General features: G+C 61.3%; 14 protein-coding genes. 7 read left to right on the top strand and 7 right to left on the bottom strand.

Features of this window, described 5'->3' with window-relative positions; all coding sequences use genetic code 11:
* Nucleotides 1–41: 41 nt before the first annotated feature.
* Entirely contained in the window at nucleotides 42–1,595 is a 1,554-nt protein-coding gene (locus CAF90_RS10810) for a PLP-dependent aminotransferase family protein (RefSeq protein WP_085606221.1), read from the top strand.
* Here the strand turns inward: CAF90_RS10810 and CAF90_RS10805 are convergent.
* The 4 genes from CAF90_RS10805 to CAF90_RS10790 form a co-directional block, all read right to left on the bottom strand.
* Entirely contained in the window at nucleotides 1,592–6,214 is a 4,623-nt protein-coding gene (locus CAF90_RS10805) for a dermonecrotic toxin domain-containing protein (protein WP_085606467.1), read from the bottom strand. The two genes, CAF90_RS10810 and CAF90_RS10805, sit on opposite strands and share 4 nt — an antisense overlap.
* Nucleotides 6,215–6,331: 117 nt before the next feature.
* A complete protein-coding gene (locus CAF90_RS10800) occupies nucleotides 6,332–7,432 on the bottom strand; it encodes a polyamine ABC transporter substrate-binding protein (protein WP_085606219.1) in 1,101 nt (366 codons plus the stop codon).
* On the bottom strand, nucleotides 7,429–8,454 hold the full coding sequence (locus CAF90_RS10795; protein ID WP_085606217.1) for a histone deacetylase family protein: 1,026 nt from the start codon (nucleotides 8,452–8,454) through the stop codon (nucleotides 7,429–7,431). Before CAF90_RS10795 ends, CAF90_RS10800 begins: the two co-directional genes overlap by 4 nt.
* A 132-nt stretch (nucleotides 8,455–8,586) precedes the next feature.
* The gene (locus CAF90_RS10790) at nucleotides 8,587–9,585 is read right to left on the bottom strand and encodes an AraC family transcriptional regulator (protein ID WP_085606215.1); all 999 of its coding nucleotides are present in this window, start codon (nucleotides 9,583–9,585) and stop codon (nucleotides 8,587–8,589) included.
* 325 nt (nucleotides 9,586–9,910) lie between these two features.
* On the opposite strand from CAF90_RS10790, the gene CAF90_RS10785 reads away from it, so the two are divergent.
* Complete coding sequence (locus tag CAF90_RS10785; protein ID WP_085606213.1) at nucleotides 9,911–10,327, top strand: hypothetical protein; 417 nt, start codon at nucleotides 9,911–9,913, stop codon at nucleotides 10,325–10,327.
* 68 nt (nucleotides 10,328–10,395) lie between these two features.
* Here CAF90_RS10785 and CAF90_RS10780 read toward each other — a convergent pair whose 3' ends face one another.
* From CAF90_RS10780 to aspA, 3 genes are all read right to left on the bottom strand, one after another.
* Entirely contained in the window at nucleotides 10,396–11,406 is a 1,011-nt protein-coding gene (locus CAF90_RS10780) for an asparaginase (protein ID WP_085606211.1), read from the bottom strand.
* 99 nt (nucleotides 11,407–11,505) lie between these two features.
* Nucleotides 11,506–12,951: a sodium:alanine symporter family protein gene (locus CAF90_RS10775; protein ID WP_085606209.1), complete on the bottom strand. Its 1,446-nt coding sequence runs from the start codon at nucleotides 12,949–12,951 to the stop codon at nucleotides 11,506–11,508.
* 442 nt (nucleotides 12,952–13,393) lie between these two features.
* Nucleotides 13,394–14,818, bottom strand: coding sequence for an aspartate ammonia-lyase (gene aspA / locus CAF90_RS10770; RefSeq protein WP_039765095.1), 1,425 nt, complete (start codon nucleotides 14,816–14,818; stop codon nucleotides 13,394–13,396).
* Nucleotides 14,819–14,998: 180 nt separating this feature from the next.
* Here aspA and CAF90_RS10765 point away from each other — a divergent pair, with 180 nt between their 5' ends.
* The 5 genes from CAF90_RS10765 to CAF90_RS10745 all read left to right on the top strand — a co-directional run bounded on the left by CAF90_RS10765 (nucleotide 14,999) and on the right by CAF90_RS10745 (nucleotide 18,716).
* Nucleotides 14,999–15,916, top strand: coding sequence for a LysR substrate-binding domain-containing protein (locus CAF90_RS10765; protein WP_007954288.1), 918 nt, complete (start codon nucleotides 14,999–15,001; stop codon nucleotides 15,914–15,916).
* A gap of 216 nt (nucleotides 15,917–16,132) precedes the next feature.
* Nucleotides 16,133–16,624 carry a 5-(carboxyamino)imidazole ribonucleotide mutase gene (gene purE, locus CAF90_RS10760; protein ID WP_007954291.1) on the top strand — a complete coding sequence of 164 codons (492 nt, stop codon included), beginning with the start codon at nucleotides 16,133–16,135 and terminating at the stop codon, nucleotides 16,622–16,624.
* Between the two features lie 10 nt (nucleotides 16,625–16,634).
* Nucleotides 16,635–17,717 carry a 5-(carboxyamino)imidazole ribonucleotide synthase gene (locus CAF90_RS10755; protein WP_007954299.1) on the top strand — a complete coding sequence of 361 codons (1,083 nt, stop codon included), beginning with the start codon at nucleotides 16,635–16,637 and terminating at the stop codon, nucleotides 17,715–17,717.
* A 113-nt stretch (nucleotides 17,718–17,830) separates the two neighbouring features.
* Complete coding sequence (locus CAF90_RS10750) at nucleotides 17,831–18,076, top strand: GlsB/YeaQ/YmgE family stress response membrane protein (protein WP_003229635.1); 246 nt, start codon at nucleotides 17,831–17,833, stop codon at nucleotides 18,074–18,076.
* Nucleotides 18,077–18,179: 103 nt separating this feature from the next.
* Complete coding sequence (locus tag CAF90_RS10745; protein ID WP_085606207.1) at nucleotides 18,180–18,716, top strand: DUF3299 domain-containing protein; 537 nt, start codon at nucleotides 18,180–18,182, stop codon at nucleotides 18,714–18,716.
* Nucleotides 18,717–18,750: the final 34 nt, after the last annotated feature.

Below are 18,750 nucleotides of genomic sequence, written 5' to 3'. Positions count from 1 at the left end.
TTGTAAGAGCCATTGATGACCAATTTTATAGGTCCATTGTCATGCCCGATTCGACCACGCTGTCACTGCCGTTCAACCCTGCGGGTATCGAGCTCGACCGCCGCAAAGGTCTGAGCCGTCAGCTCTACCAGGCCTTGCGCCTGCGGGTGCTCGACGGACGTCTGGCCAGCGGCACGCGCCTGCCGGCCAGTCGCGATCTGGCGGCAGCGTTGGGGATTTCCCGCAACAGCGTGGTGCGCGCCTACGATCAGCTGTATGCCGAAGGTTTCATCGAAGGCCGGGTCGGGGACGGCACTTATGTGGCGCAGTTGCCGCAATCGGTAACGCCCGCGGAAAAATTATCCACAAAAGTATCCACAGGGTTTTCAACAGGCTTACCCACAGCCTTATCCACAATTTTGGCCAATTCCACTGGGAATTTATCCAGCAAAGTTATCCACAGCGGTGCATTGCAGCGGCTTGAGCAGAACCATTTACCGACGCCACCGAGCGGTCCGCCGCGAGCATTCCGGGTCGGTGTTCCGGCATTCGATCTGTTCCCGTTCGACGTCTGGGCCAAGCTGAACGCGGCGTTCTGGCGCAAACCCGATTTGCAGCAACTGTGCTACGGCGACCCGGCGGGCGATGCGCGCCTGCGCGGTCTGATTGCCGCTTATTTACGCAGTTCGCGCGGCATGCAGTGCTCGGCTGAGCAAATTGTGATCACCAGTGGCGCGCAACAGGGAATCAGCCTTTGTGCACAGTTGCTGGTGGAGCCGGGCGCCGGCGTGGGCATCGAGAATCCCGGCTATCGCGCAGCGGGTCATGCGTTCGCCTTGGCCGGCGGTCGATTGCGCGGCATTGCCGTGGACGAAGAGGGCATCGACTGCGCGGCACTGGCGGCCGCCGAAGATTGTCGGGTGGCTTATGTCACGCCGTCTCATCAATACCCGACCGGGGTGGTGATGAGCCTGGCGCGACGCCTCGAACTGCTGGCCTGGGCCGAGCGCACCGGCGGCTGGATCGTCGAGGACGACTACGACGGCGAGTATCGCTACACCGGCGCGCCCCTGGCTCCGCTGGCTGCGCTCGACCGCCAGGGTCGCGTGCTGTACGTCGGCACTTTCGGCAAAGTCGCGTTCCCGGCGCTGCGTCTGGGTTACCTGGTGTTGCCGCCGGGGCTGGTGGAAGCCTTTGCGCAGCGGCGCGCGGTAGATGTCCGGCATTCCGAAGTGAGCACTCAGGCGGTGATGGCCGAGTTCATGGCGGCCGGGCACTTCCAGCGACACATCCGGCGGATGCGTCGGGCAGCCCTGAGCCGGCGTAACGCCCTGATCAACGGATGGCCACACGGATTGGCGGGTGTGGGTGAACTGCCGGCGGTGTCGGCCGGACTGCATCTCACCGTGGCGGTCGACAGCGTGGCCCGTGAACAACAATTGATCGAACAGGCCGCCAGCGTGGAAGTGGAAGTCCACGGCCTGAGCAAGTATTGGCTGCCGGACTCAACGACCCCGATCGATCAGCGCGCCGGTCTGGTGCTGGGGTTTGCGGCGGTGCCGGAGCCGGCGATCAAGTCGGCTCTGGCCCGTCTGCGTGAGGTCTGGTGCCGTTAATGGTCTTTCGGTCGCTCCTCTGGCTCTGGTTTGAGGAACAGGTCGCGCACCTGCGGATCGACGATGCGCCGTAGTGCATTGTCGACGGCATCGAAGGTATTCAGTGCCTGACGGGTCTTGTCATCGAGCGTCTGCAAATAGGCATCGGAAAATTTCAGGTGGGCGATGGTGTACAGCTCATCCGCATCCTTGAGCTGGTCATAGTGAAAGTGCGCCACCCACAGCGGCTTGTCGGCGTTGGTCTTGTCGAGAATCCGGTACTCCTGAAAAAAGTCCCCGCGATGTCGGGTGCGGATACGGCCGCGCGGATCCTTGATCACCCCGACCTGCGCATTGTCGTGCAGCCAGTGGAAATAGGTTTCCCTGGGTTTGCGTTGTTTCAGCATGGCCGCGTAGGTCTCGATCCCTTCAGCGCGGGTGCGGGTTGCACCTTCGCGCAGATTGCTGCTGAGGGAGGCGACGGGCCATGGATCCTTCTTCGCGCTTTTTCTTCGGACAATCGCCTCGTCGACGTCACTGGCCGCTTGCTTGAGTCGTTCGACTTGCTGCTCGAACATGTCGCGGATGTCTGCGGGAATGCGCCCTGGCCGCTTGGCGTCCTCGCGGGTCTTTCTGTTGAAGCTGTAGATGTTCGCTTCAAGTTGCATGGCCGATGAAAGGAGGTCCTCGTCATCCGTGGGCACCTTCGGTTCGGGCCGTTGCGTGGAAAGTTTGACGAACGCGGCCTCTGTGCCGGAGTTGCTGTCCGGTGCAGTGGAAGCAGCCTGCTCATCCACCTCGGGGCGTGGACGGCTCTTGGAGACCTTCACTTTGGGCTGCGATGCAGAGGGCTGCGCCTGGGACTTGCCGGGTGCCGGTCGTTCCTCCGGTTCAGGTAGCTCCGTGGTCAGGCGTTCGCGAGCTACCGCGTGGAATTCGCCGATCAGCTCGCGCACCCTGTCGAGCCGGACCTGGACGAATTGGCCCGGATGGGCGGCAGGCAACTGTTCCACCTGTTCGCCGAGGCTGGCGAACAGGTCGTTCCACTGCGACAAACGCTCGATACGGGCCGGTTGTCCGTCGGCGGTCACCGCTGCTTTGCTCAGCTGAATCAGCTCATGACTGGCGTCGGCAGCCGTGGCCGTAATGATCCCGATAGCGACGCGAGCGGCATTCATGGCCGCCCCCGGCTGTTCCACGACACAGCGTTCGTAGGACATGCCGATTTCATTGGCTTTGAGATCGAGCGGGCTGAAGTCCGGCAGCAGCAACTCCAGCCGTGTGGCCACTTCTCTGGCCTTGGCCGAGTGGCTGTTCAGGATTTGCAGCGAGCGGTCCAGTGTCTGCAGGTTGGCAATCATCTCGTCGCTCAACGCCGTGGCAGCGGTGGCGATATCGATCTGGCGGTTGCGCGGTACCGGTGTCTGGTGAGTCGCGCTGTCGACGAATATCTGTGTGGCCTTCGCGTACATGCGCATTTTGACCCGCAGCCACGAGCCGAAGCAGCGGTGCTGACCCAGGGTCAGGCTCATCAGCTTGGCCTGGTGGACCGAGCCACCGCCCCCGGCCTCGCGCCAGATTTCCAGCTGGGCCAGAGCCTGGGTGTAGTCGTTGCCCAACTTTGTGGCTCGGTCCAGATAAGTGGCTGCGGAGACCTCGAATCCCGCTTCGCTGGTGTCCCGTGGAAGGGCTACCAGCGCACGCAGCAGTTGTGTTTTCGCTTCGGTTTCCCGTGCTTCGAATTGCTCCAGCTTCGCCCAGGCGTCGTCCATGGCCTTTTTTTTGGAACGACGGAATGCCTCGATCCGGCTTTTCGGCATGCCGCCGCGCAAGCGCAGTTTCGGATCCCAGTGCCATTTTTCGGCAGTCTCGTCGTATTTCAGTGCCATGCCGATTCGTTGTGGATCGGCCGGATCGACGATGTGAACCGGCTCGTCTGCCGGGGCGAGCACTTGAAACCAGCGCGTGCCGACTTGAGCGCAGGTCTTGCCCTTGAGGGTGTACAGGTGAGTGACCGGTGAGACTCGTTTGCCGCTCAAGTCAGGTGTGGCGATCTTGAAACGGTCGAGCATTGCGGTGAACCGTGCGCTGGAGTCCGGTCGCAGCAACGTGTCAGGTGCCAGTTGAGTGAGATGCCCGACAGGCACGTCGCCGGTGGTGGTCAGCGGATCCAGCGTGACGGACGGTGGGACCTCGGGGATGGATGGCGGGACACCGGTTGACGTCTCGTTCTCCCCCAGCCGTTCGCCAGCCTCGTACGCCCCGTTCAGGCGCGGCAGCCACGAACGTTTGCGTCGCGCCACGACGTGTTGGGTCAGGATAATGCCGAGCGTCAGCAGGACATCGGCGGTGGATTGCCAGGTCACCAGAGTGTCGTCGCGGTCATGGGCATCGAGCGCCTGCTGGATCTGTGTGATGGTCTGCCAGACCCAGACGGCGGTGCCCGCCGCTCCGCTCATGAAGTTCGCGGCAACGCTGAAGATCGCCCAGCCGCTGTCCGCGAGAAGTGCCCAGCGTCGCTCACTGTTGGACTGCGACTGGCGGTTCGCGAGCTCCACCAATGCCTGGCTGTTTGCCGCGTATAACGCGGCGAGGATGTCGCCTTCGAGGGGCGCGTTCTCCAGTTCGAGCGGACCGGTCAGGTCCAGGTGCATGAACGGTTCGGTGGCCAGTTGCGTGACAATCCATGGCGAGGGCAGGCCGACCGGAAAGGCGTACTGCGAGTATTCGAAACTCAGTGCGGCGCTGCCCAGCCAGGCCAGTACCGAGTTACGCAATTCGCCGGCCTGATACAGCGCATACATCAGGTTCTGCAAAGAGGCGAACTGCGTCAGCGGCGTGTCCAGCAGCGGCCGGTACAACAGGCAGGGACCTTGAGTATGGTCTCGCGGACAGATGATGAACATGTTGGCCACCACGTCCGAACGCCGGCTCAAGCGGCGGCGAGGGACAAACGCCAGCGGCCGGATGGTCACCGGATGTTCGCCTGTGGGCAGTTTGCGGCTGATGGCATCCATCAGTTGGCAGACGTAGGCATAACCGCGTTCATCGACGCCGCCCCGATGCTTGAGTTTGCACTCCAGCGCGAGCATCGGCAGGAGCGTCGGCAATTGGCTCAGGTAGCGGGTCTTGTGCGCAGCCGAGCGGATCGGGTCATCGATCAGCGCGCGTTTGATCAGTTGCGGGTAATGACCGCCGATATCGACCTTCTCCGCGATGGCGGTCAGGAAGTCCACGGTCAGCCAGGCCGGTACGGCTCGGCCATTGTCGAAAGCGATCGTGGCCTGATAGGGCGGGGCATTTTGCAGGGCGAATTCGCCCAGGGTCTCGGTTAACCGGTCAAATGGATTGGGCAGGGTGAAGCCACCGGTTTCGAAGCTGTTGGTCACGCTGATACGCAGGTGTTCCAACGGCAGGTCGGCAGCGCCCTCGGCACGTTTGTCGGCGATGATTGCTTCGCGCATGCGGCGTTCGGCGTAGGGCTTGAGCAGAGGGAAGTCGTCGTCCTTGAATACGCCGGTCTCGGCGTCGTTGCGCAAGTTTGCGAGCTCGGCAATGTAGCGACTGTAGTCTTGCTGGTCATGGACAGAGCCGTCTTGCAACCAGTCGGGAATGGCCTCCTCCAGCTGGTCGAGCCGGGCTCGTTCACGCGAACTGAAATGCCGGTGGCTTTGTCGCCCGGAACTGGCGTGCGCACTGATCGACTGGCTGGCGGGATCCAGTGCTTCGATGGCGCTGAGCTGGTTGCTGATCAGCGCCTGTGCGACGGCATCGAAGACGTTTCCTTCAGGCTCGATCAGGCGCCATTTCAAAGAGCGGTCGGACAACTCCGGGGCGATCCGCTGCGGGAGCGTTTCGCCCAGCCTGGTCAGCGATTCGAATGACTCATAGCCATCGGCAACGGTGTACATCAACACACGCTGCCGCTGTTTGACGGTGGCGGTCAGCACCAGCGCACCGGCAATGAGCAGGTGTGCGCTGTCCTCGTCTTCGACCAGGTCGATGTCCATCAGGCAGGCCTTGAGCCCGATGTAATCGCTATTCACGGTCGAGCGTTGTTTGCGGTCGGGATGCTGCGCGACAAATTGCGCCAATGCACATTCGTCGGCGTCCCAGCCGTTGGCCGACTGCACATTCGCAGCCGAACACAGCAGATCCGACAGCTCTTGCCAGCGTGGCTGGCGATTGGCGGATTCATTCCAGTAATCGAGTTGGCGCTGCTGATATTCGAGGAACAGAAACGGTGCGAGGTCGTTCACCAGCGAAGTGATGTCATCCATGCTTACCGGCAGCAGTATCGGCGGGATCGCTTCGGGTGTACGGGTCAGGAAGTGTTCGCCTTCGATGTAGTCGGCGGTGGTCTTGTGCAGGCAATGCTGGATAAAGGCGTGGGTCAGTGATTCGAAGGTAAAGACCCTGGCAGCGTTCCGGGCGGCGTCCGATTCACGCAGGGGCGTCGCGAGCTGGGTGCGATCCGGATCGAGGTGTTGCCCGGGATAGCTTTTGCTCAGCGCTTCGCGCAACAACGCCGAGGCGACTTGATGCATCGAGTAGCCCTGGCCGATCAGCTCGACCAGTCGACTCTGTTTCAGCAGGAGAGGGGAAACACTGGGTGCAGCAGTGGTGGCAGATTCAGTCATGGTCATGTCCACGGGGAAAACCCGGACACTAAAATCCCGGCCACGGCGCGATGCGGTACATAGATCTTGCAGGCAAAAAAAGACCCGCGAGTGCGGGTCTGTTCAGGTTGTCAGGTTTCAGGTACCGGACTTGATCTTGGTCCACGCCCGGGTCCGCGCCCGTTCCGCATCGCGCGGCAAAGGTTGCAGGGTGTAGAGCGTGTTCATCGCCGCATCGGTCGGGTACAGATTCGGGTTGTTGCGAATCGCCGGGTCGACCAGTTCGGTGGCGTCCTTGTTCGGGTTCGGGTAACCGACAAAATCGCTGACCGGCGCAATCACTTGCGGTTGCAACAGGTAGTTGATGAAGGTGTAGGCGTCCTGCGGGTTCTTCGCGCCTTTCGGGATGGCGAGCATGTCGAACCAGATCGGCGCGCCTTCCTTCGGCAGGCGCATGTCGACCACCACGCCATTCTTCGCCTCTTTGGCGCGATTGGCGGCCTGCGAGAAGCTGCCCGAATAACCGACCGCAACGCAGATGTCGCCGTTGGCGATATCGGCCATGTACTTGGACGAATGGAAGTAGGTCACGTACGGGCGAATCTTCATCAGCAGCGCTTCAGCCTTGGCGTAGTCCGCCGGGTTCTTGCTGTTGGGATCCAGGCCGAGGTGTTGCAGGGCCAGCGGCAGGATCTCCGATGGCGAGTCGAGCAGGGCCACGCCGCATTGCTTGAGCTTGCTGATGTTCTCTTCCTTGAAGATCAGGTCCCAGCTGTCCACCGGCGCATCGTCACCCAGTGCAGCCTTGACCTTGGCCGGGTTGAAGCCGATCAGGATGGTGCCGTACATGTACGGCACGGCGAACTGGTTGCCCGGATCGTTGGCCTCGATCAGCTTCATCAGTTTCGGGTCGAGGTGGTTCCAGTTCGGCAACTGGCTGCGATCCAGCGGCTGGAACACCCCGGCCTCGATCTGCTTGGCGAGGAACACGTTGGACGGCACCACCACGTCATAGCCGGAGTTGCCGGTCAGCAGCTTGGCCTCCAGTGCTTCGTTGGTGTCGAAGATGTCGTAGACCAGTCTGGTCTGGCTGTTCTGCGCCTTGAAATCTTCCAGTGCCTTGGGGGTGATGTAGTCGAACCAGTTGTAGACGCGCAGGGTGCGTTCTTCGGCGTGTGCGGCGCCGCTCAGCAGCGCCGCGCACAACGCCGGCGCGATGAAGTGCTTGAGCCTGCTCATTGTTCGAAACCTTCAAGCACGTTCACCGCGTTGATGCCGATTTCTTCCACCGCGTAGCCACCTTCCATGACGAACAGGGTCGGTTTGCCGAGGGCCGCGATGCGTTTGCCCATGGCCAGGTAGTCCGGGCTGTCGAGCTTGAACTGCGAGATCGGATCGTCCTTGAAGGTGTCGACGCCCAGCGACACGACGATGATGTCGGCACCGTAGTTGTCGATCTCCTGGCAGGCCTGATCCAGCGCCGCGCTCCAGACATCCCAACCGGAACCCGCCGGCAGCGGATAGTTGAAGTTGAAGCCTTCACCGGCACCTTCGCCGCGTTCGTCTTCGTAGCCGAGGAAGAACGGGAATTCCGCTTCCGGGTGGCCGTGGATCGAGGTGAACAGCACATCGCTGCGCTCGTAGAAAATCGATTGGGTGCCGTTGCCGTGGTGGTAGTCGACGTCGAGGATCGCGACCTTCTTGTGGCCCTGATCGAGGAACGCCTGCGCAGCGATGGCGGCGTTGTTGAGGTAGCAATAACCGCCCATCAAATCGCCGGCAGCGTGGTGTCCCGGTGGACGGCACAGAGCAAAAGCGCCACGGGCGCCACGCTGGACTTCTGCTTGTGCGGTCAGCGCCACTTGGGCTGCGCTGTACGCCGCTTGCCAGGTGCCGGCGGTGATCGGCGCGCCGCCGTCGAAGCTGTAATAGCCGAGCTGGCCGTGCAGGCTGGCCGGTTTGACCTGACGCAAGGTGCGCGCCGGCCAGGTGTAGGGCAGCAAATCGCCGTCGGTGTTGAATTCGGTCCAGCGCGCCCAGGCGCCTTTGAAAAAGTCGAGGTAGTCGCGGCTGTGGATGCGCTCGATCGGCCCGAGGCCGAAATCCTTCGGCGCCTCGACCGGGCCGAGGTTTTGGTTTTTCACCCGTTGCAGCACGTGGTCGGCGCGTGACGGCATCTCGAAGCAGGGCTTGAGTTGCCCGTCGATCAATTCGCAGCGGCCATGGTGCAGGTGGTGATCGTCAGAGTAGATCGTCAGCATTTGTTGTTCTCCGCAGGGGCTGATTCGGTTGGCTCCAGTGTTGCGGCGCGGGGCGAATCGGAGAACGGCCAGAGAGGCCAAAAGGGGATCGATGTGGCCAAAAATGCTGACCTGATATCGCCCCTCGACGGTTTAACCGTGTGGCCGGAACTGACTCGGTGCCACGCCGCTCCAGCGCACGAAGGCATGGCGGAAGCTCGCGGTCTCGCTGAAGCCGAGGGTTTCGGCGATGCGGTAGATCGGCAACTGATCCTCGCAAAGCATCTGCTTGGCCCGCTCGAAACGCAGTTCGTCGAGCAGCTCCTGATAGCTGCAACCCATGTCCTTCAGATGCCGGCGCAGCGTGCGCGGCGAGCAGTTCATCTGTTGCGCCAGGCCTTCCAGCCCCGGTGCGGCATTGAGTTGCGCACTGAGCAACTGGCGGATCCGCCCCAGCCACGCCTGACGGCCGGTGAACTCGGTGTTCTGTTTGCGGCAGCGCTCGGCCATGGCCTGGTGGGTGATGATGTCGGCCAGCGGCAGCGGCTGGTCGAGCCAGCGCCGGTCGAAGGCGAAGGCGTTGTCCTTGGCGCCGAAGTGCAGCGGCGCCTTGAAGTGTTCGGCGTAGCTGTCGCGATAGTCTGGCGCGGTGTGTTCGAAGCGGGTGGCGAGCAGAGGCAGCGGATGGCCGAGCAGGTCATCGCAGATGACTTTCAGTGACACCAGACAGAACTCGGCATTGAACACCGCCATCGCCGGGCTCTCGCGATAATCGGCGGCAACGAACCAGACGCGCTCGCCGTCGTCTTCCAGGCTCAGTTCGAAAAGTGTTCCCAGCAGCGCCGGATAACGGATCGCCAGCCGCAAAGCGTCACCGAAGGTGGCACAGGTCAGCAGCGCGTAACCGAGGATGCCGTAGCAGGAAACGTGCATGCGCCGGCCCAGTTCCAGGCCGATGTCGTGCTTGAGCGCAACCGCGTTGGCGCAGACCTGCATCTCCTGGTTGGTAGTGATGCGGGTGTCGGCCCGGCTCAGATCCGCCGCGCTGATGCCGCTGCCGGCCAGCAGTGCTTCGCTGGACAGGCCCTGATCCCGGAAGGTGTTGAGCACCAGGGAGACGGCGTTGAGGGTGGTGAGGTGGGAGTGGAGCATTGGGAACGTCCAGTCTGGATGTGATGATTTTTTAGCAAGTTATGTGCCGTAAAATATTCAAGAAGGACTTTCGATAATATGAAATTTGAATAATAGAAGTGGGTTAGTTCGAGAATTCAGGCAGGCGCCTGAATAGAATAATGTTGATATTTTAAAGCCGCCACTGTCAGAAGTTGCAGGTTTTGACAGGAGAGTTAACCGTTGGTCGTGTTTTTGTATGTGAATAAAGTTATTTGGTTTTTTCAGGGTTTTTTCTTGACTCTGAGGCTGTTTTAGCTACTTTCGAATTGCTGGCGAATTCTAAATTACGAAAAAGGTGTTTGTCATGGAAAAGTCTGGTTTTGAAAATTTGGTTCAAGAAAGCCTGAGTGTCGGAAATGGATCGAAGACGAATTTGACTGGCCGTTTGAAGGCTATGGCTGACGGCAGCCCAATTGATCTGCCTCTCTGGAAAATCATTAAGGGAGTGAGCTGGATCATTATGTTCGGAAGCGGAGATGATATTTTTGAAAGCGGTATTATTCTCGTTGTTGAAGAACGAAATTTTGGACAGGAATTGGGGCCTGACAGTGCATTGGTTAGTTATAAAGAAGAGGGGGGAGAAACATATTCGTGGGTAGAAGGGAAAATCAAGGTTTCGCACGATGCTGTAGGCAATAGATATTATGGTGGCGGCAATGCGAAAATGATGAGCGGTTCACCGGTTGTAAATATCGAAGATATTATTTTCGATTTTGTTTAATGCTGATCCAACCATAACCCATTAATGCCTAAGAGTGGGTTATGGTTTTCATGTATTTAAGAGTGGGATTAGACTTGCGTCAGTTCGCCGCACAGATCGAGTTCTATCAGACTACGGACTTCGTTTGTTTCCAGAGTTGTCCCTAATAAACCGTGCAACTTGCCGAACGCCGCCTCGCGGGTCATCCCTCCACCGGACAACACACCAACGCCACGCAAGCGGCTGCCGGCTTCATACACATCCAGCTCGACACCGCCTTCATGGCACTGCGTGACTGCAACCACAACCACGCCGTTGTCCCGCGCCCGACCAAGGCTGGCGAGAAACTCTGGATTGTCGCTCGGCCCGGTGCCGCTGCCGTAGCACTCCAGCACCAGACCCTGAATGCCGCTGTCGAGCAGGCCGTCGATGATCTCGGCGCCGATGCCCGGGAACAGTGGCAGCACGGCCACTTTGGCCAGTTGCTTGGGCTGGTTGTAGTTCAGCGCTGCCGGCAGGGAAGTGGCTTTCACGCCGCCGCCCTGACGCTCCAGACGTTTGAACGGATGACGGCCGAAGCTGCGCACTTTCGCGCAACGGGTCGGCGCCAGCAATTCGCCGTGGAAATACAGATGCACGCCCGGCGCCAGACCTTGGCCGAGAGCGACCAGCGCACCGCTGAGGTTTTCCCAGGCGTCGCTGTCGGTGACGCCGGCCGGCAGCATCGAGCCGGTGAAGCACACGCGGGCATGCAGGCCGAGCAGCTGAAAGCTCATGGCGGCGGCGCTGTAGGCCAGGGTGTCGGTGCCGTGCAGGATCAGTACGCTGTCGCAGCCTTGCACATCGACCGCGTCGACCACCGCTTCACGCAGTTGCTGCCAGTAGGCCGGGGTCATGTTGGCGCTGTCGATCAGCGGCGACATCTCGCGAAAGCGCCACTGCGGTACCACCAGCTCAGGCTGGCTGTGCAGGTAATCGCGCATCCGCGCTTCGAAACCGGACGCCGGGGCCAGGCCATTGGCGCTGGCCTGCATGCCGATGGTGCCACCGGTGTACAGCACCATGACGTGCTGGGCGGCAGGGTAGGTCGAGGAATTCATGGGGAGTTCTCCTGAACGAGGACAGCATGCGGTCGAGCATGACGCCGACCGCTGCTTGTGTCACGCCGGGCGCAAGACCTGCGCCCGGTTTTTACCCGATCAGCGTTGCGCTGCGGGGATGCCTTGCGGCTGAGCGTCAGCCTGAGTGTCGGCCGGCGGATTGGCCGGCCAGGCTTTCAGGTCCAGGTCCAGATCGCTGAACTTGCTGGAGTCGAACACCGGCTGGCTGACGCCGGCGCGGCGTTGCGCGTCGTAGTCGCGCATCACGCGCATGCCGACCTTGAACAGCATGGCCAGGGCCACCAGGTTGACGAAGGCCAGGCAGGTCATGGTGATGTCGGCGAAGGCGAACACGGTCGACAGGTCCTGCATCGAACCCCAGACCACCAGCGCCAGCACCAGGCCGCGGAACGTCATCAGCGCAGCGCGGTTGCGGGTGAGGAACTGCAGGCTGTTTTCGCCCAGGTAGTAGTTGTAGAGGATGCAAGTGAAGACGAACAGCGACAGTGCGACGCTGACGAACATGCGGCCCCAGTCACCGACCACGGCGGCCAGCGAGTTCTGGGTCAGGACGATGCCGTCACCTTCGAAGCCCGGGGTGTAGAAGCCCGACAGCAGGATCAGCAGCGCGGTGCAGGTGCAGATCACGAAGGTGTCGAGGAACACGCTGAACGCCTGAACCACGCCTTGAGCGCCCGGGTGCTTCACGGCCGCCACGGCGGCGACGTTCGGCGCACTGCCCAGGCCCGCTTCGTTGGCGAACACGCCACGTTTCACGCCCATCACGATTGCGCTGCCGAGCAGGCCGCCGAAGGCCGGGTCGAGACCGAAGGCGCTCTTGAAGATGGTTTCCAGCATGGCTGGCACGTGTTCGATCTGGGTGCCGATCACGTACAGGGTCACGCCGATGTAGGCCAGGGTCTTGATCGGAACCAGCAGGTCGGACACCGAAGCGATGCGCTTGATGCCGCCGATGAAGGTAATGGCCAGCAGCACAGCCAGGACGATACCGGTGTGTTGCGGATCAAAGGCAAAGGCGTTCTGCAGCGAGTGGGTCACGGTGTAGGACTGCAGGCCGATGAAGGCGAAGCCGTAGGTGACCAGCAGCAGGATCGAGAACACCACCGCCATGCCTTTGAGTTTCAGGCCGTGCTGGATGTAGTAAGCCGGACCGCCACGGTACAGGCCGTCGCCATCGGCGCGCTTGTAGACCTGGGCCAGCGTACATTCGAAGAAGCTGCTGGACATGCCGACCAGTGCGGTCACCCACATCCAGAACACCGCACCCGGACCACCGAGGGTCACGGCGATGCCGACACCGGCGATGTTGCCTGCACCGACGCGGCCGGCGAGGCTGAGCATCAGGGCCTGGAACGAGCTGAGTTGACCGGCGCTGCCTTTGAGGCTGTCGCGGAACACCGCGAACATGTGGAAGAAATGGCGCAATTGAACGAAACGCGAGCGAATCGTGAAGTAGCTACCGAGCCCGACAATGAGCACGATCAGTACTTTCCCTGAGAGGAAGTCGTTGATGACTTCGAGCATGGATTTTTCCTCGCTGTTTATTGTGTAAGCAAATGCTGGATGGTCGGAAACATCGCGTTACACCGGTGTGCGCGCGGCACAACAGGCGAGGCGAGGGTTTCGTCCCGGATCCATATCGCGGGTTTGTTATTAGTTCGGGTTTCGCATGGGTTATGGCCTCGTTACCGACGACCGCTCACGCGAAGAGGGGCGGCACTATACCGATCAGTGCGGCGCCCGTCTGCACGGTTGTGGTGCGAGCGACGAAACGAAGCTTTGAAACACCCGACGTTACCGGCGTCGGGTTTGTGTGAAAGCTGATTTGCGGTCAGCTTCCATACATACGGTTCTCAGGTTCAAACAGTTAAAAAAAAGGGCTCGGGGAATCATCCCCAAGCCCTCAAAAGGTGAGAGGTGTCTAGTCCCTCGACCTGGTGAGCGGTGCTACAAGTAACGCGTCGGATCAGGCCTTCAGAGGCACCAGACGCGGAGCAATCATGTTTTCCGGGCGCAGGATGTCGGCGAGCATGGCTTCGTCGAGCAGACCTTCTTCGCGCACCAGTTCCAGCACGCCGCGGCCGCTTTCAAGGGCGATACGGGCGATGCGGGTGGCGTTTTTGTAGCCGATGTACGGGTTCAGTGCGGTGACCAGACCGATCGAGTGTTCGACCAGTTCGCGGCAGCGCGCTTCGTTGGCGGTGATGCCGACGATGCAGTGCTCGCGCAGCATGTCCATGGCGCGTTGCAGCAGACGGATCGAGTCGAGGATCTTGAAAGCGATCAGTGGCTCCATCACGTTCAGTTGCAGTTGGCCGCCTTCGGCTGCCATGGTCAGCGCCAGATCGTTACCGATGACCTGGAATGCCACCTGGTTCACGGCTTCCGGGATAACCGGGTTGACCTTGCCTGGCATGATCGAGCTGCCTGGCTGACGCGCCGGCAGGTTGATTTCGTTGATGCCGGTGCGCGGGCCGCTGGACAGCAGGCGCAGGTCGTTGCAGATCTTCGACAGCTTGACCGCGGTGCGCTTGAGCATGCCGGAGAACAGCACGAAGGCGCCCATGTCGGAGGTGGCTTCGATCAGGTCGGCGGCCGGAACCAGCGGTTGACCGCTGATCAGCGCCAGGCGCTGTACGGCCAGGGCCTGATAACGCGGGTCGGCGTTGATGCCGGTACCGATCGCGGTGCCGCCCAGGTTCACTTCGGTCAGCAGCTCCGGGGCCAGCGTCTTCAGACGGGCCAGGTCTTCGCCCATGGTGGTGGCGAAAGCGCGGAATTCTTGACCCAAAGTCATCGGTACGGCGTCTTGCAGCTGGGTACGGCCCATCTTCAGGACGTGGTTGAATTCTTCACCCTTGGCCGCGAACGCCTGAATCAGGCTGTCGAGGCTGGCCAGCAGCGCGTCGTGACCCAGCAGCAGACCCAGACGGATCGCGGTCGGGTAGGCGTCGTTGGTCGACTGCGCCATGTTCACGTCGTCGTTCGGGTGCAGGTACTGGTACTCGCCTTTCTGGTGACCCATCGCTTCAAGAGCAATGTTGGCGATCACTTCGTTGGCGTTCATGTTGGTGGAAGTACCGGCGCCACCTTGAATCATGTCGACCACGAACTCTTCGTGGAAATCGCCGCGGATCAGACGTGCACAGGCTTCGCTGATGGCAGCGTGCTTGGCTTCGCTCAGGTGACCCAGCTCGCGGTTGGCGTCAGCGGCGGCCTGTTTGACCATCGCCAGACCGACAACCAGCTTCGGGTAGTGCGAAATCGGAACGCCCGAGAGGCGGAAGTTGTTCACCGCTCGCAGGGTCTGGATGCCGTAATACGCTTGAGCAGGGACTTCGAGGGTGCCAAGCAGGTCGTTTTCTGTGCGGAATGATGCAGCGGAGGACATGATAGAAATCATCTCGATATGGACCCGGTCTGTGCCGGAACGCTGCGAATGCTAGGCTTGTGGGAATTTTTGGGCCAATGCTGTTAAACACTGCCCTATGCACATTCGGCATAATGCCCGTGTGACGCCGCGTGCGCGGCAGACGTGTGACCTGTTTTGGTGCGTGTCCGGGAGGACGTGATGAATCTGGAAAGCAAATGGCTCGAGGACTTCAGTGCTCTGGCCGCCACCCGCAGCTTCTCGCAGGCGGCCGAACGGCGCTTCGTGACCCAGCCGGCGTTCAGTCGGCGGATCCGCAGCCTGGAAGCGGCGCTCGGGCTGACGCTGGTCAACCGCTCGCGCACGCCGATCGAGCTGACGGCGGCGGGGCAACTGTTCCTGGTGACCGCGCGCACGGTGGTCGAACAGCTCGGTGAAGTGCTGCGCCATCTTCATCATCTGGAAGGCGGGCAGGGCGAAGTGATCCAGGTCGCGGCGGCGCACTCGCTGGCCCTCGGCTTTTTCCCACGCTGGATCGCGCAATTGCGCAACGAAGGCCTGAACATCGCCACCCGGCTGGTGGCGACCAACGTTGGCGACGCGGTTCACGCGCTGCGTGAAGGTGGCTGCGATCTGATGCTGGCGTTCTACGACCCGGACGCGGCGATGCAGATGGACCCGGAGATCTTCCCGTCGCTGCACCTGGGCCAGACCGAAATGCTTCCGGTGTGTGCGGCAGATGCCAATGGCAAGCCGCTGTTCGATCTGGAAGGTGAGGGCAGTGTGCCGTTGCTCGCCTATAGCGCCGGGGCGTTTCTCGGGCGTTCGGTGAACGGCTTGCTGCGCCAGCGTCAGCTGCGCTTCACCACGATCTATGAAACGGCCATGGCCGACAGCCTGAAAAGCATGGCGCTGGAAGGCCTCGGCATTGCCTGGGTGCCGCAACTGAGCGTGCGGGCCGAACTGGCCCGGGGCGAGCTGGTAGTTTGTGGCGGCCCGCAATGGCATGTGCCGCTGGAGATTCGCCTGTACCGCTGTGCGCTGGTGCGCAAGGCCAATGTGCGGTTGTTGTGGCGCAAGCTGGAAGGCGGTGCGGCGCAAGGTCCGGCCGGTGCGTGAAACATGTCCCGGCCACTGACCTTCGAGTCAATAAAACCGGGCTTTTGCGGCAGATGACAGATGGTCGCAACGGGGGCTGTTTATTGCTTTCTTTGCGGTATACTGCGCGGCCTTCGGCCGGTTCGTCCGGCCATTTTTCCTACAACAAGCCACGCATCCTGCGTGGCTTGTTGTTTTTGACGCGCCTGCGGGCGCCCAGAGAGAAGAGGCGCGACGATGAGTGCACTGGTTGGCGTGATCATGGGCTCCAAGTCCGATTGGTCCACCCTTAGCCACACCGCCGATATGCTGGAAAAGCTCGGCATCCCTTACGAGGTCAAGGTGGTTTCCGCCCACCGCACCCCGGATCTGCTGTTCCAGTACGCCGAAGAGGCTGAAGGCCGCGGCATCGAGGTGATCATCGCCGGTGCCGGTGGCGCAGCCCACCTGCCAGGCATGTGTGCGGCCAAGACCCACCTGCCGGTGCTGGGCGTACCGGTGCAGTCGGCCATGCTCTCGGGCGTCGACTCGCTGCTGTCGATCGTGCAGATGCCGGCCGGTATTCCGGTTGCCACCCTGGCCATCGGCAAGGCCGGTGCGATCAACGCAGCGCTGCTGTCGGCGAGCATCCTGGGCGCCAAGCATCCACAATTCCACGCGGTACTGAAAACCTTCCGTGCCGAGCAGACAGACAGCGTCCTGGACAATCCAGACCCACGTATTGCCTGAGGTTGTTGAGATGAAGATCGGTGTAATCGGTGGCGGCCAGTTGGGCCGCATGTTGGCCCTGGCGGGCACCCCGCTGGGCATGAACTTCGCTTTCCTCGACCCTGCGCCGGACGCTTGCGCCGCTGCGTTGGGCGAACACCTGCGGGCCGATTACGGCGATCAGGATCATCTGCGCCAGTTGGCCGATGAAGTCGATCTGGTGACCTTCGAGTTCGAAAGCGTTCCGGCTGAAACCGTGGCCTTCCTTTCGCAATTCGTGCCGGTCTACCCGAGCGCCGAAGCCCTGCGCATCGCTCGCGACCGCTGGTTCGAAAAGAGCATGTTCAAGGACTTGGGGATTCCGACCCCGGCGTTCGCCGACATCCAGTCGCAAGCTGATCTGGACGCCGCCGTTGCGTCGATCGGCCTGCCGGCCGTGCTGAAGACCCGCACCCTGGGTTACGACGGCAAGGGCCAGAAAGTCCTGCGCAAGCCGGAAGACGTGGTCGGTACGTTCGCCGAGCTGGGCAGCGTGGCCTGCCTGCTGGAAGGCTTCGTGCCGTTCACCGGTGAAGTGTCGCTGATCGCCGTGCGTGCCCGTGATGGCGAGACGAAGTTCTATCCATTGGTGCACAACACCCACGACAGCGGCATCCTCAAGCTGTCCGTTGCCAGCACCGATCACCCGCTGCAGGCTCTGGCCGAAGACTATTCCAGCCGTGTGCTCAAGCAGCTGAACTACGTCGGCGTGATGGCGTTCGAGTTCTTTGAAGTCGACGGCGGCCTCAAGGCCAACGAAATCGCCCCGCGCGTGCACAACTCCGGGCACTGGACCACCGAAGGCGCCGAGTGCAGCCAGTTCGAAAACCATCTGCGGGCCGTTGCCGGTCTGCCGCTGGGTTCGACCGCCAAGGTCGGCGAGAGCGCGATGCTCAACTTCATCGGTGTGGTTCCGCCGGTCGAGAAGGTCATCGCCATCGACGATTGCCATCTGCATCACTACGGCAAGGCCTTCAAGGCCGGGCGCAAGGTCGGCCACGCCAACCTGCGCTGCAAGGACAAGGCGACCCTCGAGCAGCAGATCCTCAAGGTCGAAGCGCTGATCGCCGAGTAACGACAGTTTCATCTGGCAGCGGCGGAACCATTGCGGGGCCGCCGTTCTCTGATGGCAGGATGCGAAAGTCTGACTAGGCTTCATCGCATATCTACCATTCAGAGGGAAATGCCATGGGAATTATCGGAACCATCTTTATCGGCCTCATCGTCGGCCTGCTGGCGCGGTTCCTGAAACCGGGCGATGACAGCATGGGCTGGATCATGACCATCCTGCTCGGTATCGGCGGTTCGCTGGCAGCCACTTACGGCGGCCAGGCCCTGGGCATCTATCAGGCGGGTCAGGGCGCCGGCTTCATCGGCGCGCTGGTTGGCGCGATCGTGTTGCTGGTGATCTACGGCCTGATCAAAAAGAACTGATCCAAAGCGACAAAGCCCTCTCTGCCAATCCGGCGGGGAGGGCTAGAATGCTCGGCGATTCAGCGTTCCCTCCTTATTCGAGCATCCTTTACCGAGCACCTTCATGCGCCGTCTTCTGTTGACTCTCCTTTTGCTGGGCAGCGGTCTGGCCCACGCCGGCGATCTGCCGGAAACCGACTGGTTGGAACTGATGCCCAAGTCGGATCAGAAAGCCCTCGAGGCAATGCCTGAAATCGACCACAACTCCCCGGAAGCCACCGGCACCTTCACCCAGAAAGGCGGGATGAAGCAGGCCAAAGGTTTGCCGGCGGTGATGTATTCGACCAAGACCGTGGCGTCGATGAACGACAAACACATCCGCATCGGTGGTTATCCAGTGCCGCTGGAGTCCGACGCCAAGGGCCGCAGCACGCTGTTCTTCCTCGTGCCGTACCCGGGCGCGTGCATCCACGTGCCGCCACCGCCGCCGAATCAACTGGTGCTGGTGCGTTATCCGAAAGGCTTGAAGCTGGATGATATCTACACGCCTCTGTGGGTGACCGGCACGCTGAAGATCGAGAAGGTCAGCAATGATCTGGCCGATGCGGCGTATGCGCTGGAGGCGGACAAGGTGCGGGTGGTGCAGGAATCGGATCTCTAAAACCTGCTCATAACAAATGTCGGAGGGGGCTTGC

Origin of the sequence: Pseudomonas sp. B37(2017), from assembly GCF_002112885.1 — a bacterium.
Classification (GTDB): Bacteria; Pseudomonadota; Gammaproteobacteria; order Pseudomonadales; family Pseudomonadaceae; genus Aquipseudomonas; species Aquipseudomonas paraglycinae.
This window is presented reverse-complemented; position numbering and strand designations above follow the sequence as displayed.

Coding starts and splice junctions, on each gene's coding strand:
- CAF90_RS10810 (WP_085606221.1), top strand. CDS start 42: ATGCCCGATTCGACCACGCTGTCACTGCCGTTCAACCCTGCGGGTATC.
- CAF90_RS10805 (WP_085606467.1), bottom strand. CDS start 6,214: ATGACTGAATCTGCCACCACTGCTGCACCCAGTGTTTCCCCTCTCCTG.
- CAF90_RS10800 (WP_085606219.1), bottom strand. CDS start 7,432: ATGAGCAGGCTCAAGCACTTCATCGCGCCGGCGTTGTGCGCGGCGCTG.
- CAF90_RS10795 (WP_085606217.1), bottom strand. CDS start 8,454: ATGCTGACGATCTACTCTGACGATCACCACCTGCACCATGGCCGCTGC.
- CAF90_RS10790 (WP_085606215.1), bottom strand. CDS start 9,585: ATGCTCCACTCCCACCTCACCACCCTCAACGCCGTCTCCCTGGTGCTC.
- CAF90_RS10785 (WP_085606213.1), top strand. CDS start 9,911: ATGGAAAAGTCTGGTTTTGAAAATTTGGTTCAAGAAAGCCTGAGTGTC.
- CAF90_RS10780 (WP_085606211.1), bottom strand. CDS start 11,406: ATGAATTCCTCGACCTACCCTGCCGCCCAGCACGTCATGGTGCTGTAC.
- CAF90_RS10775 (WP_085606209.1), bottom strand. CDS start 12,951: ATGCTCGAAGTCATCAACGACTTCCTCTCAGGGAAAGTACTGATCGTG.
- aspA (WP_039765095.1), bottom strand. CDS start 14,818: ATGTCCTCCGCTGCATCATTCCGCACAGAAAACGACCTGCTTGGCACC.
- CAF90_RS10765 (WP_007954288.1), top strand. CDS start 14,999: ATGAATCTGGAAAGCAAATGGCTCGAGGACTTCAGTGCTCTGGCCGCC.
- purE (WP_007954291.1), top strand. CDS start 16,133: ATGAGTGCACTGGTTGGCGTGATCATGGGCTCCAAGTCCGATTGGTCC.
- CAF90_RS10755 (WP_007954299.1), top strand. CDS start 16,635: ATGAAGATCGGTGTAATCGGTGGCGGCCAGTTGGGCCGCATGTTGGCC.
- CAF90_RS10750 (WP_003229635.1), top strand. CDS start 17,831: ATGGGAATTATCGGAACCATCTTTATCGGCCTCATCGTCGGCCTGCTG.
- CAF90_RS10745 (WP_085606207.1), top strand. CDS start 18,180: ATGCGCCGTCTTCTGTTGACTCTCCTTTTGCTGGGCAGCGGTCTGGCC.